Source organism: Candidatus Fonsibacter ubiquis (assembly GCF_002688585.1).
GTDB lineage: Bacteria > Pseudomonadota > Alphaproteobacteria > Pelagibacterales > Pelagibacteraceae > Fontibacterium > Fontibacterium commune.
On sequence record NZ_CP024034.1, the window covers coordinates 894,867 to 909,391 of the forward strand.

Below are 14,525 nucleotides of genomic sequence, written 5' to 3' on the forward strand. Positions count from 1 at the left end.
GTTACTTATTACGTGAAAAATTCTCTAAACTTAAATCGTAGTAAATCCAAGGCCAAGTAATTGTTTTATAATATTTTCTAAACCAAAAAGGAATAAACCTCTCTGCTAAAAATGTATATATTCTCTTGAGACCATATTCATTATTAATATCTTTATATTTAAAAATTTCTTCTTCACATCTAAATAACCATTGAAATAAGACTGGATACAAATGATCTAAAATTTTTTCTCGAACAAAAAAACAGCTATTTGCTCCAACAAATGATGTTTCATTATCGCAATATTCGATAAAATCATTTCTATCATTATTATTTAACAATTTAGCGGCCTCAGCTAAGTTTCCATGCCCACAATGCATATCAAAATGTAATTTCAATGTTCGTTTATTTTTATTAAAAATAATACTCGGATCTTTAACTATTGATCTAAAACCTCTTTTAAAAAGTTTAGAAAATTTAACATTTGAAAGATCAATTGGATCGCATAATACAACATCAAAATTATCCCATTCTAAAGGTAACTTTTTAATTAAGATATTATTCAGTTCTTCCGGAAAAATATTAAAATTAAGATTAGAGTTAATAATTCTCTCTCTAAATTCTAATTTAGTAAAAAAACGCCTATATTGTGAAACACCAATCCATTTATTAATGGATTTCGGATTTCTATTCTTCCAATACCAATAATGAAAGGTCATATCCCCATAATTAATATTTTTATTTGCAATATTAATGCCAGAGTTATCACTTAAATAATTTGAAGGATAAGAAAAGTTACCAACTCCAAAGGGTATGAGTTCTAATTTTTCTATTAAATCTAATTTTTTGTGAGTAATACAGTAAATTTCTAAATTTGTCATAAAAATTCAAGCTATTTTTTTTTAATAAAAGCAATTTCATTAAATCTTCCCTTTAATATACTTATTGAATCATAATTATTTAATAAATATTTTTTATCTTCACTAGAAATAAATTTAGAATTAAAATCTTTATTATTTTTAATGGAAATCAAAATTTCTCGCAAACTTGGGGCTTCATTATTAATATTCATATCATGTCGAGTATCTGGAAAATCAAGCTCTTCAATTATAAAATATCCACCAGAATTAAGTCTATTAAATAATAAAAATAAAGAGATAATCTGATCTTTTAAATAATGACTAGCATCGTCAATTATCAAATCAAAATTTATTAATTTTTCTTTAAAAGTACTTATAGAAATCTCAGAACTGGCGTCTAATAAAAAATTTCTAATTCTATTAGATTCGTATAAAAACAGATCTGGATATAAATCAGTTGAAATAATTTTTGAATTTTTAAAATAAAAATAGAAAACCGCAATAGCATTACCTTTGAAAGAACCAATCTCTAAGATACTTTTAATATTATCTTTAATATTAAAAAAAATATTTTCATAAAATGTTGAATAATTATGACCTGCTATTTTTTTTGTAGAATTATTTTTTGAGAATTGATCAATAAAATAAGATCCTTTATCAGTATTGAAATTTTTACATAAATAATCAAAATCTCTATTGAATAGTTCTTTGTGATTTTTCGAAAATGAATCCAAATTAATTTTTTTTGGATAATTTGTAATTACATATTTAAATAAAATAACAATTATTATATAAAATTTTAGTATAAAATTAGCTTTTTTAAATCTATGCTCATAATAAATTTTATAAAAAGTTCTTAACTTCATATTAATTTAAAATCACTATCTAGTTGGCGGAGAGAAAGGGATTCGAACCCTTGATACCTTTAACAGTATACACGCTTTCCAAGCGGGCGCCTTCAACCACTCGGCCATCTCTCCTCTTGCTTTTATTAATCTTAAAATAATATTTTAAAAAAAACATATTAATATGGTTCGATATATTTTTTAAACTTTTTTAAATTATTAATTATAAATTTCGGATAATCGTTATTAATTTTAATCTTATTATACATATGATTTCTATTAAAAAGATCTTGATAAGTTTGAATCTTTTTTTTTATAACTTTAACTGATGAGAATTCATTCCCGGAAAATTCAGTATGAGGAAATGCTTTAAGCTTACTAGATATAATAGCAGGCGTATATAAATTGTTAAAATGCCAACCAGCTTTGTTGAAAAGCTCGATATTTTTTTCGATATAAAATTTCCAAAATGGTTTTTTTAAATTATCTTTTCTTATTTTTTTTCTTAAAAAAGTAAAAGATGTTAAATCTTTTCTTTTGCAAATTTTAGTTCCCTCCCATGGCGAATTATATTTATTAAAAATATTAATTTTATATGAAAAAAATTTCATCATAAAAATTCCAAATTTTTTATTTAATGTTATATTTTTTAATACATTTGGATCAGGAATTTCATCAGAATCCGAATACATAATTAAATCATCAGGCAAAGCATCATATAGTCCATCAAAAATTCTTTCTCTTTGGTAAGATTCGCTACTCCAGGGATCTCTAGTATTTGGAAAATTATCTTTAATTAAAATATATCTTACTTTATTTTTAAATTTTTGATTAATTAAATAAAAATTTTTTTTTTTTTTTTTTCCTGAATGATCATACTTAGACTCGCTTACAATAAAATAATCAACTACATCATTTAAAATTTCAAATCTTGCATTTGTTAAAAAATTTTCATTATAAAAAGTTATACAGTCGTATATTTTCATTAATATTTTTTAATTAAATTTTAATTATATCTATATAACTTATTATAAAATATGTGTAAAAATTATATACAAGATGTTTTCTCTTATTAAAAATTTTATTGAAAAAAAAATATGGATCTTCAAAAATAAAAGATCTTTAAAAAATTGGTATAAACGAAATTTTACCAGCCCTTCGCCTACATTTATAAAACTTAAGATATTATTCAATTATAATATAAAAAACGCATTGTGGATTGAAACTGGAACATTTTATGGTGAAACAACAGCTTATCTATCTAAAATAGCTAAAAAAGTAATATCTATCGAAGCCGATCCAAGATTATATTCTTTAGCTAAAATAAAATTTAGTCGTTCTACTAATGTTGAAATAATAAATTCAACAAGCCAACTAATTTTAAATCAAATTCTTGCTACAGAAAATTCAAATCAAAATATATGTATATATTTAGATGCTCATCTTTGTTATGATCACATTAATAATTCTCCAACATTCGGAGAAGAAGAAAATAGTACTTGTATATCCGAAGAATTAAAAATATTAAATTTATATATAAAAAAATTTAATAATATTAAAATCTTTATAGATGATATCAGGTTATTTGGATCTAGTTTTCATAACTATCCCTCACTCAATTTGTTAGTTGATTTTTGCAAGTCTAATAATTTAAAGTGGACTATTGAACATGATATATTTATTGCGTCAAAAATTTGATGTAATTTTATTTATAAATAGTAATTAAACAATTATTCGAAATATTATATTCATGGTAGATATCAATAATTGAAAAGTTATAATTTTTTTTATTAAGATAATTTAAAAATTTATTTTTATCTTTAAAAAAAACATCCTCAATTATATAAATCCCTTTACTATTTAGATATTTAAACGAATTTTCTAATAGACATATATTGGCACTGTACTCATGTAATCCATCATCAATTATGATATCAAATTTTTTTTCGTTTATATTTTTAAACAAATTGTTTATAGATTCTTGCTCTCTTTGATCAACAAAATAAGTTTTTATTCTCTCTTCATTCTTTAAAATATTCTTATCAATATCGGCCCCGTAAATCTTTCCATTTTTAAAATAATCTCTCCATGCGCGTAAAGAAGCTAAAGGGCTTCCATCCGCTCCCATGTTACTTGGAATTGTTAAATTATTACTTCCTAAACCAACTTCCAATAATATAATTTCATCATTTTTTTTATGAAAAAAAATTTCTGAATAGTAATCACTAAAATTATGATCTTTATTAACACCTCCTTTATCACTACCATAATAATTCATTAGTTCAGTTAATTTTTTATTTGTAATATTTGAGGATACAAAATAATTCACTAGCTTTTGATTATTCTTTCCTAGAAAACGAATTTTATATTTTAATTTTCTAAAAAAATTTCTTATAAATCTCATTAATTTATTAATTTAAATTTTACAATTATATATTTTTCTAATAAAAAATATTATTATATTTTTAATAAATCTAAAAATTTGTAAATTACCGACCTGAAATAATAAATAAAATATTTAATAAATTTTATTTTTTTTCTTAAATTTAGAAAGGTTTTACCTTTTATTGGCTTAAAGTTATTTACTAAAATATTACTTGGTTCGCAATTTGTCATTTTTTTTACAACAATTAGATTATGATAAAAATGTATTTCAGTAATATTTTCGCAGAAATAATCTTTATTAAAAAAAGGGTTTTCTATTTCTTGATAGTTTATCTTATCCACTAATGTTTTAAAAAAATTAATGTGATTATTTTTGTTATTTAAATAAAAACCATCACCTCCATAATTTAACATATAAGAAGTTTGAGTATCCTCTATTATATAATATCCTCCATTTTTTAATTTTTTAAATAAAAATAAAAATGTTTTAATAACATCTTTATTTAAATGAGAACCATCATCAATAATAAAATCTAATTCACCTGTGACTTTAAATACGCTCTCAAGAAATTTATTATCAGATTGTGAACCAAGAAATGTTTTAATTCTTTTTGTTTCGCAAAATTTTTTTTCATAAATATCAATGCCATAAATTTTACCATTTGGAAAAAATTCTTCCCACATTTTTAATGAAGCTCCACCAGTTTTATAGTTATTTTCTCCTCCGATACCTATTTCAAGTAAATTAATATTACTTTCTTTAAAGGGTAAAAAATATAAATTATAAATATCCATATAATTATGTAAGGAATTTTTATCGGTACAATATTTTTTAGCTAAATTTTTTAGAGCGTTTTCCATAATAATTAACTTTTATTAATCTTTAATACCTCTATAAATGCTTCTTGTGGTATATCTACACTACCAAACTGTCTCATTCTGGCCTTTCCTTTTTTTTGTTTCTCTAAAAGTTTTTTCTTTCGATCTCTTGCGCCTCCGCCATGGATTCTACTAATAACATCTTTTCTATAACCTGAGATTGTTTCTCTTGCTATAACTTTTCCGCCAATTGCAGCTTGGATTGGTATCTGAAATTGGTGCCTTGGTATTAAGTCTTTTAATCTTTCGCACATTAATCTTCCTTGTCTTACAGCGAAATCTTTATGAATGATCATAGATAATGCATCAACCATCTCCTCATTTACTAATATGGATAATTTAATTAGATCACCTTCTCTATAGTCATTCAATTCATAATCAAAACTTGCATAACCGCTAGAAATAGATTTGATCTTATCGTAAAAATCAAAAACAACTTCATTTAATGGTAATTCATAAGATAGTACTGCACGATTTCCTGAATAACTTAAACTTTTTTGCTTTCCTCTTTTTTCTTCACATAATTTTATAATTGAGCCCAGATGTTCATCTGGAAGAATTATTGTTGCATTTATCCAAGGTTCATTAATAGATTTAATAAAATTTGGTTCTGGCATATTAGCTGGGTTTTGAAGATCCATAACCGTGCCATCATGTTTGTAGATTTTATAAACAACACCCGGCGTTGTGGTAATTAAATTTAGATTATATTCACGATCTAATCTTTGAACAATAATTTCAAGATGAAGAAGTCCTAAAAAACCACATCTAAAACCCAGTCCTAAGGCGGCAGAATTTTCAGGCTCATAAACAAAACTAGAGTCGTTTAGTTTTAATTTTGCAAGACTGTCTCTTAATAGATTATATTCGGTGCTATCAACTGGAAATAATCCGCAAAATACCACTGGTTTACTTGGCTTAAATCCTGGTAATGGCTCTTTTATAGGGTTTGAATAATCAGTTATCGTATCTCCAATTTTTGTATCCGAGAGATCCTTGATGCCTGTTACAATAAAACCAATTTCTCCAGATCCTAAATATTCCTTATTTTCTGCTTTAGGAGTAAACACACCAACTCTTTCAACAGGATGTCTTGTATTTGTAGACATCAAGAGGATTTCCATTCCTTTTTTGATTACACCATCTAGTACCCTAACCAAGATAACTACCCCTAAATAACTATCATACCAACTATCAACTAATAATGCTTTTAAAGGTAAATCTTTATTTCCTTCTGGAGCAGGAAGCTTTTCAACGATCGCTTCTAATATTTCGTCTACCCCTTCTCCTGTTTTTCCAGAAGCTGTTAAAGCATCTGAAGTGTCAATTCCTATAACATCCTGAATTTGTTTTTTTACTCTATCAACATCTGATGCTGGTAAATCTATTTTATTTAAAACTGTTATAATTTCATGATGATTATCCATGGCCTGATAAACATTCGCTAAGGTTTGAGCTTCAACACCTTGGGTACTATCAACAATAAGTAATGATCCTTCACATGAGGCAAGCGACCTATTTACCTCATAACTAAAATCCACATGCCCTGGTGTATCAATAATATTTAATATGTAATTTTTACCGTCTTTTTTTGATTTATAATTTAATCTAACTGTTTGAGCTTTTATAGTAATGCCTCTTTCTTTTTCTAAATCCATCGAGTCTAGAACTTGAGTTGTCATCTCACGTTCGGTAAGACCGCCACATTTTTGAATTAACCTATCAGCAAAGGTAGATTTACCGTGATCTATATGAGCGATAATTGCAAAATTTCTTATATTTTCTTGTGCAGACATTTAAGATCTTAATGTTGCATCAAAAGACTTTTGCATGGTTTGAATTATTTTTTTACTTAATTCCTCAATCTCTTGATCATTCAACGTTTTATCTTGAGATTGAATTAATAAATTTAAAGCTATTGACCTTTTATTCTTTTCAATATTCCCCCCTTGAAAAACATCAAATATTCTTATTTTTTTAATTAATTTTCTATCAACGTTAAGTAAAATGTTAATAATCTTTTCTGCTTCAAATTTTTTATCAATGATAAATGCAAAATCTCTTTCAATTTTCTGAAAATTAGAAACTAAATATTTAATCTTCTTTGTTGTATTTTTCTTATCAATAACTGGAATATTATTTAAGAAAATTTGAAAACCAAAAATTAGTCCATTTTTAATATCAATATCTTTAATTATTTTAGGGTTTATTTCTCCAAAATTAGCGAGCGGTAATTCTTTATTTGAATTTAAATAAAATTTTCCTGATCTTCCTGGATGATAACATGATTCAGCTTCTTGAATGATAGATAATTCCTGCTCATCTATTCCTAGCTCAATTAATGTTTTATAAACACAGTCTTTAATTTCAAAAATATCAACATCTTTATCTTTTTCTAACCAATTTTTTCTATAAATTTTTCCTATTTGAATTCCACCAATTACGGAGATTTGCTCTCCTGGTTTTGAACCAAAGAAAACAGGTCCGCATTCAAAGATTTTTTGATCTTCAAAGTTTCTATGAATATTATTTTTAATATGAATTAAAAGATTAGAAAAAATAGAAGACCGTAAAGTATCCAAGTCATTTGAAATTGGGTTGGTAATTAATAAATTTTTATTATGAAGACCAAATAGAGTATCAATTTTTGAATTTGTAAAAGAATAGGTAATTGTCTCCATATAGCCTTTGTTAGCTATAGATCGTTGTGCAAATCGATGTAATTTTTGTTTTACTGTTAAAATATTTTTTGGACTATCTACTCCTGGCTTAATGAGTTGAATTTTATCATATCCTAAGATTCTTATTAATTCCTCCACAACATCAACTTCCTCATTAATATCAGGACGCCAAGTAGGAACTTTTATTAAATATATATTTTTAATTTCTTTAAAATTAAATCCTAAATTATTCAAAATTTTTTTGATATTCGTTGATGAAATTTTATTTCCTATAATTTTTTCAAATTTCTCTGCACTAAATTTAATCTGCCTATTTTTAAAATTACTTTCTCCAGTAGTAACAAAATTACTTATTTTGCCCCCACATAACTTTTGAATAATTTTTGCTGCAAGTTTTAATCCATATTCCATAATATTTGGATCAACTCCTCGTTCAAATCTAAATTTAGCATCAGAATTAATTCCTAATTTTTTTGCAATTTTTGATATTTTTACAGGATTAAACACAGCTGACTCTAAAAAAATATTTTTGGATTCTAAAGAAATTGAAGAATTGGCTCCACCAATTACACCTCCTAAGCCAAGAATTTCTTTCTCGTTAGTAATTAGACACGCACCATCATCAAGCGGGTAATTATTTTTATCAAGTGCAAAAAATTTTTCTCCCTTTTTTGATGAGCGTACAATAACTTTTTTATCAATTTTATCAGCATCGTACGCATGCAAAGGTCTATTTAGATCGAGCATAATATAATTTGTAATATCAACAACAGTTGAGATTGGATTCATTCCGACAGAAATTAATTTATCTTTTAACCATTTTGGACTTTCAGTATTTTTAATTCCTTCAATGTAGCAATGTGCAAATGAAGAACATCCGGAATTGGATTGAATAACAACTTTGAATGGATTTTTAATATTAGTTTTTAATTTAATTTCTTCTAAATCAATTAATTTTCCAAGACCTGCCGCAGATAAGTCTCTTGCAATCCCTCTTATACCTAAACAATCAGATCTATTTGGAGTTATAGATATATCGATAGCTGGCTCACTGTTATTTTTAAAATAACTATTTCCAACATTAAATTTTTTTGAATTTAACTCAGTAATACCCTCGCTTTCATTTGATAAACCTAATTCAGATTCTGAACAAAGCATTCCATAAGAATCGACTCCTCTAATATTTGTAACTTTAATCTTAAGTTGATTTTTTGGAATAATAGCCCCCGGTCCAGCATAAACAGTTAATAAACCATCTCTCGCGTTTGACGCTCCGCAAACTACTTTTTGTATTTTTCCAGATCCAATATCCACATCACATAATTTTAATTTATCAGCATTTGGATGCTTTTCTGCTTTAATAATTTTTGCTACTAAAAAAAAATTACTTTTATCTTCTGCTCCAACACTCTCAACTTCAAGTCCTATATTGTTTAAAGTTGAAATAATTTTTTCAAGGTTCACATTTGTTTTTAAATGGTCTTTTAACCATGAAGAAGTTATTTTCATCTGCTGTAACCTCTATAATTTGCAGGAATATCTAATGGATCAAATCCATAATGCTCAAGCCATCTAACATCTGTTTCAAAGAAAGATCTTAAATCATTTATCCCATATTTTAGCATTGCCAAACGATCAATGCCGATACCAAAAGCATAACCTTGATAAACTGAAGTATTTACTTTGCAGTTTTTTAAAACATTTGGATGAACCATCCCACAACCTAATATTTCAAGCCATTTATCACCCTCGCCAATTACAATTTTTCCATCTTTTAATTCATAACCAATATCAACCTCTGCTGACGGTTCAGTAAAAGGAAAGTGACTAGGTCTAAATCTCATCTTAATTTTATCTACCTCAAAAAACTTTTTAATAAAATAATCAAGAACCCCTTTTAGATGTCCCATGTTTACATTTTTATCAATATGCAAACCCTCCACTTGATGAAACATAGGAGTATGGGTTTGATCACTATCGCATCTATAAGTTCTGCCTGGCGCAATAATTTTAAATGGAGGTTTTCCAGACATCATTGTTCTTATTTGCACTGGCGAAGTATGAGTTCTTAATAAAATTTCTTTGTTTTGACCTAAGTAAAAGGTGTCATGCATGTCCCGTGCTGGATGATGTGGTGGCGTATTTAAGGCTGTAAAATTATTATATTCATTCTCAACGTCAGGTCCTTCTGCTACTAAAAATCCTATTTCTCCAAAAATAGCTGTTACCTCATCAATAACTTGTGTAACTGGATGAATCTTTCCAAAAGTAATAGGTCTTCCTGGCAAGGTAACATCAATTCTATCTTCAGATAATTTTTTATTGATCTCTTCTTGTTCAAATAGACTTATTTTAGAATTAATAAGATTGTTAATATTGTCTTTTAATTTGTTTAGGTTTGAAGCAAAATTTTTTCTATCTTCTCCTTGAAGAGTTGTAATTTTTTTAAAAAGTTCTCCTATCTTTCCATTTTTACCAAAAGCTTCTGATTTTACTTGTTCAATTTTATGAAGATTATCGGATTGATCTATTTTAGATTTAAATTCTTTTTCTAAATGTAAAATTTCATCCATGGTATTCTAGTATTGATGGAACTAGTTTTTCTAGTTTAAGCTAGACTGTACCTTTTTTACGATGGATTTAAAAGCCTCTGGATTTTGATAAGCTAAATCTGCTAAAATTTTTCTATCAATAGAAATCTTAGTTTTATTAAGACCATTAATAAATTTAGAATAAGTTAAACCTTGTTCTCTAACGCCAGCATTAATTCTTTGTATCCAAAGTGACCTAAAATTTCTTTTTTTTTGTCTACGATCTCTATAAGAATATTGAAAAGATTTTTCTACTGATTGTTTAGCAGTTCTAATAGTATTTTTTTTTCTTCCGTAAAAACCTTTAGCAGCTTTGAAAACTTTTTTATGTTTTGCGTGACTGGTGACTCCTCGTTTAACTCGTGACATAAATTATCCTCTTAAACTGTTAGGCATGTATGATTTGACTATCTTTGCGTCAGGTTTAGACATAATTGCCATTCCTCTTTGCCTTCTGATCTGAGCATTGGATCTTTTGATCATGCCGTGTCTTTTGCCAGCTTGGGGCATTTTTACTTTACCTGTTGCTGTAATTCTAAATCTTTTTTTAGCTGAGCTCTTAGTTTTAATCTTATACATAAAATAAATACCTGCGGGTTATACTAATATTAAAGGTGAAAAACAATAAGTATGAATATAAAGAAACTGCTATTTAAGCGGCTGAATAATGAAAGTCATTTGCTTGCCTTCCATTTTAGGAGCTTGCTCAACTTTACCAGTAACCTTTAAATCATTTACAATTCTATCCGCAAGATCTTGAGCTAGCTTTAGATGCTGCATCTCTCTTCCTTTAAATTTTATTGTAAATTTGACTTTGTCCCCTTTAGTTAAAAATTTCTCGGTTGCCTTCATTTTAAAATTATAGTCATGAACATCTGTTCCTGGTCTCATTTTAATCTCTTTAAGTGTTACAACTTTTTGTTTCTTTTTTGCTTGGCTAGCTTTTTTTTGTAACTCGTATTTGTATTTTCCAAAATCAGTTATCTTACAAACAGGGGGTTTTGCATTGGGAGCAATTTCGATTAAATCTAAACCTTGCTCCTTTGCAGTCATTAATGCATCATTTAAGGAAACAATCCCAATATTTTGACCATCACTGCCAATTAACTGAACATCCGTTGCTCTAATTCTATCGTTTACTTTTGGCCCACGATTTGAAGAGCTATTAGATCTAAAATTACTTCTATTGTTTTGAAAATTTTGATTAATAACTATACTCCTAGATTTTTGGTGCTGAAGACTCTTTAACTAATAAATTCAAAGCCTCTCTTAAAGGTAACGTATCCTGTTTTTCTTGGCCAAGTCTTCGAAGGGTAATTGACTGACTTTCTTGTTCTTTTGATCCACAAATCATTAAAATTGGAATTTTGGACAATGAGTGTTCTCTAATTTTGTAATTAATTTTTTCATTCTTGAGATCGATAATATTCCTTATTTTATTTTTATCAAGTTCAGCTGAGACTTTCTTTGCATAATCATCAAATTCTTGTGAAATTGGAAGTATTGCAACTTGTTTTGGAGATAGCCACAACGGAAGTTTGCCTGCATAATGTTCAATTAAAATACCTATAAATCTTTCAAGTGAGCCAAATAATGCTCTGTGTAACATCACTGGATTCTTTTTAACTCCGTCTTTGTCAATATACGTTGCACCTAATCTTCCTGGTAAATTTAAATCAACTTGTAAAGTTCCACATTGCCAATCTCGACCAATGGTATCCCTTAAAACAAATTCAATTTTAGGTCCATAAAATGCACCTTCACCTTTATTGATTAAATAGTCCAATTTTGAAGCTTTCACAGCCTCTAGTAATGCAGCCTCCGCTTTATCCCATAACTTATCGTCTCCAACTCTCTTTAGTGGACGATCTGAATATTTTAAAATTACATCCTCAAAACCAAAAGCCTTATAAATATCTAAGATCAACTTTGTAACTTTTAAAGACTCCTCGGTAATTTGATTTTCAGTGCAAAAAATATGAGCATCATCTTGTGTAAAAGATCTAACTCTCATTAATCCATGCAAAGATCCTGAACTCTCATAACGATGAACTTTACCAAATTCTGATAATTTTAATGGTAAATCTCTATAACTTTTTAATCCTTGATTAAAAATTTGTACACAGCCAGGACAATTCATAGGCTTAATTGCAAAAACTCTCTCATCTGGAGTTTTGGTTGTATACATATGCTCTTGAAACTTTTCCCAATGACCAGATTTCTCCCATAATGTTTTGTCTAAAATATCAGGTGTATTTACCTCTCGATAACCAGCTTCTGTTTGTCGTTCGCGCATAAAATCAATAAGTGATTGAAATAACTGCCAACCTCCTTCATGCCAAAAAACAGCCCCGGGACTTTCTTCTTGAAAATGAAATAAGTTCATAACTTTTCCAAGTTTGCGGTGATCTCTTTTTTCAGCTTCTTCAATTCTGTGTAAATAATCATCTAATTCTTTTTTATTTCTCCAGCATGTTCCATATATTCTTTGAAGCATCTCATTATTAGAATCTCCGCGCCAATAAGCTCCTGCAAGTTTAGTAAGTTTAAATGCTTTTCCTATCTTTCCAGTAGAAGTTAAATGTGGTCCTCTACATAGATCGTGCCACTTACCATGGAAATAAATTGAAATTTCCTCTTTAGTTGGAATACTTTTTATTATTTCAGCTTTATAAAGTTCACCTTTTTTTTTAAAATGCTCTATGGCTTTTTCTCTATCCCAAACCTCTCTTGTAGTAGGTTCGTCACGATCTATAATTTCTCGCATTTTTTCTTCAATTTTTAAAAGATCTTCGTCAGTAAAAGGTTTCTTTCTAGAAAAATCATAATAAAAACCATTTTCGATAACTGGACCAATAGTAACTTGCGTATCTTTAAATAATTCTTGAACTGCCATGGCGAGAACATGTGCGGTATCATGTCTTATAACCTCTAATCCGTAATCATCCTCAAGTGTAATAATTTGTACTGTAGAATCTTTTTCAATTATGGTGCTTAAGTCTTTAAAACTGTCATTTACTTTTATTACTAAAGCTTTTTTTGCAAGTGAGGGACTAATAGTTTTTGCTATATCATGGCCATTAACTTTTCCTGGAAATTTAAGTTTTTTTCCATCTAAGAGCGTGATGTTGAGCATGTTCTTCTTATTAAACTAAGGATTTATAAATTTCTAGTGTTTTAGAGCACATTTGCTCAACAGTATAATTATTAATAACATTGACCCTACCTTTTTCTCCTAATTTTTTTAAAAAATTTTTATCTTTTTTTGAAATCTCAATAATCATTTTTGCTAAATCTTTTTCGTCATCTGATTTAAATAAAAAGCCTGTTTGCCCATCAATAATTGTTTCATTAGAACCGCCTATATTACTTGCAAGTATTGGCTTTTCCATTGCTTGGGCTTCAACGGCTACTCTGCCAAATGCTTCAGGCTCAATAGAAGCTGACAACACTAAGTCACAGGCATTATAGGCTGAGGGCATAGAAACTTCATGCGAGATAATTTTTACATCATTATCTAATTGGTGATGTCTTATAAAATTTAAAAGGTACTCTTTATATTCAGTTCGACCTTGATCATCACCGATTATAATTGCTTTAATATTATTTAACAATTTCTCTTGTTTTAAAAACAAAAGGGTATTTAAGAAAAAAAATTGTCCTTTCCAAAAGGTTAATCTTCCTGGAAGTAATATTATAAAATCACTATTTAACACATCCCAACGACTCCTTACGATATTTGACTGTTCAACTTTTGGATTTTTTGGACTGAAGAAATTAGTATCAATTCCCCTTGGTATAAAAGAAATTGTTTTTTTATAATTATAATTAATTTTTATGTGATCGAAAATAAATTTTGAGCCTGCAATAACAACATCTCCTCTTAACATTACTGAATTATAAAATTTTTTTAAAGAATTACTAAAATTATAAGTGCCGTGAAAAGTAGAGACTAAAGAAATTCTCAATATCTTACTTGCAAAATAACATGACCAAGCTGGCGCGCGACTTCTAACATGAATGATATTAATTTTATAAAAAAGAATAATAAATAAAATTATAAATATATTAAAAAAAATTATAAAAAGGTTTTTACTTTGAACAGGAAATCTAAAAATTTTAACTTTTGATTGATCAATTTTTTTAATTTGTTCACCGCCAGAGCATAAAATTCCAGAAAAGTAAGATTGATTGGCTACAAATTTTGCAATATCCTTACAACCTGTTTCTGCACCACCTACATCTAATCTTGGAATAACTTGTAACAAGCGAATTTTTTTATCCATTGAATTTATATGCTATACTT

Annotated in this window: 14 protein-coding genes and 1 tRNA gene; 1 reads left to right on the forward strand and 14 read right to left on the reverse strand. The window is 27.6% G+C overall.

The genetic code is table 11. The features are described from left to right. Position 1: 1 nt before the first annotated feature. The 4 genes from CR143_RS04875 to CR143_RS04890 all read right to left on the reverse strand — a co-directional run bounded on the left by CR143_RS04875 (position 2) and on the right by CR143_RS04890 (position 2,669). Entirely contained in the window at positions 2 to 859 is an 858-nt protein-coding gene (locus CR143_RS04875; RefSeq protein WP_099340704.1) for a DUF4422 domain-containing protein, read from the reverse strand. A gap of 11 nt (positions 860 to 870) precedes the next feature. Continuing rightward, a complete protein-coding gene (locus CR143_RS04880; protein ID WP_099340705.1) occupies positions 871 to 1,704 on the reverse strand; it encodes a class I SAM-dependent methyltransferase in 834 nt (277 codons plus the stop codon). Positions 1,705 to 1,728: 24 nt separating this feature from the next. After that, positions 1,729 to 1,818, reverse strand: a tRNA-Ser gene (locus tag CR143_RS04885). A gap of 44 nt (positions 1,819 to 1,862) precedes the next feature. Continuing rightward, positions 1,863 to 2,669, reverse strand: a complete 807-nt coding sequence (locus CR143_RS04890; RefSeq protein ID WP_099340706.1) for a glycosyltransferase family 17 protein — start codon at positions 2,667 to 2,669, stop codon at positions 1,863 to 1,865. Between the two features lie 73 nt (positions 2,670 to 2,742). Between CR143_RS04890 and CR143_RS04895 the strand changes: the two genes are divergently transcribed. Then, complete coding sequence (locus CR143_RS04895) at positions 2,743 to 3,381, forward strand: CmcI family methyltransferase (protein WP_099340707.1); 639 nt, start codon at positions 2,743 to 2,745, stop codon at positions 3,379 to 3,381. Between the two features lie 7 nt (positions 3,382 to 3,388). Here CR143_RS04895 and CR143_RS04900 read toward each other — a convergent pair whose 3' ends face one another. From CR143_RS04900 to CR143_RS04945, 10 genes are all read right to left on the reverse strand, one after another. Next, on the reverse strand, positions 3,389 to 4,087 hold the full coding sequence (locus CR143_RS04900; protein ID WP_099340708.1) for a class I SAM-dependent methyltransferase: 699 nt from the start codon (positions 4,085 to 4,087) through the stop codon (positions 3,389 to 3,391). 53 nt (positions 4,088 to 4,140) lie between these two features. Next, entirely contained in the window at positions 4,141 to 4,929 is a 789-nt protein-coding gene (locus CR143_RS04905; RefSeq protein ID WP_099340709.1) for a class I SAM-dependent methyltransferase, read from the reverse strand. A 5-nt stretch (positions 4,930 to 4,934) separates the two neighbouring features. Continuing rightward, entirely contained in the window at positions 4,935 to 6,743 is a 1,809-nt protein-coding gene (gene lepA / locus CR143_RS04910; protein ID WP_099340710.1) for a translation elongation factor 4, read from the reverse strand. Continuing rightward, positions 6,744 to 9,137 (reverse strand): phenylalanine--tRNA ligase subunit beta, encoded by a 2,394-nt coding sequence (gene pheT / locus CR143_RS04915; RefSeq protein WP_099340711.1) that lies wholly within the window; start codon positions 9,135 to 9,137, stop codon positions 6,744 to 6,746. Then, positions 9,134 to 10,201: a phenylalanine--tRNA ligase subunit alpha gene (gene pheS, locus CR143_RS04920; protein ID WP_099340712.1), complete on the reverse strand. Its 1,068-nt coding sequence runs from the start codon at positions 10,199 to 10,201 to the stop codon at positions 9,134 to 9,136. Before pheS ends, pheT begins: the two co-directional genes overlap by 4 nt. A gap of 30 nt (positions 10,202 to 10,231) precedes the next feature. Further along, positions 10,232 to 10,588, reverse strand: coding sequence for a 50S ribosomal protein L20 (gene rplT / locus CR143_RS04925; RefSeq protein WP_099340713.1), 357 nt, complete (start codon positions 10,586 to 10,588; stop codon positions 10,232 to 10,234). Positions 10,589 to 10,591: 3 nt separating this feature from the next. Further along, positions 10,592 to 10,798 (reverse strand): 50S ribosomal protein L35, encoded by a 207-nt coding sequence (gene rpmI, locus CR143_RS04930; RefSeq protein ID WP_099340714.1) that lies wholly within the window; start codon positions 10,796 to 10,798, stop codon positions 10,592 to 10,594. Between the two features lie 69 nt (positions 10,799 to 10,867). Next, the gene (infC, locus tag CR143_RS04935; protein ID WP_099340715.1) at positions 10,868 to 11,428 is read right to left on the reverse strand and encodes a translation initiation factor IF-3; all 561 of its coding nucleotides are present in this window, start codon (positions 11,426 to 11,428) and stop codon (positions 10,868 to 10,870) included. Positions 11,429 to 11,438: 10 nt separating this feature from the next. Next, positions 11,439 to 13,355 (reverse strand): threonine--tRNA ligase, encoded by a 1,917-nt coding sequence (gene thrS, locus CR143_RS04940; RefSeq protein ID WP_099340716.1) that lies wholly within the window; start codon positions 13,353 to 13,355, stop codon positions 11,439 to 11,441. Positions 13,356 to 13,365: 10 nt separating this feature from the next. Next, complete coding sequence (locus CR143_RS04945) at positions 13,366 to 14,505, reverse strand: glycosyltransferase (RefSeq protein ID WP_099340717.1); 1,140 nt, start codon at positions 14,503 to 14,505, stop codon at positions 13,366 to 13,368. Between the last annotated feature and the right edge of the window lie 20 nt (positions 14,506 to 14,525).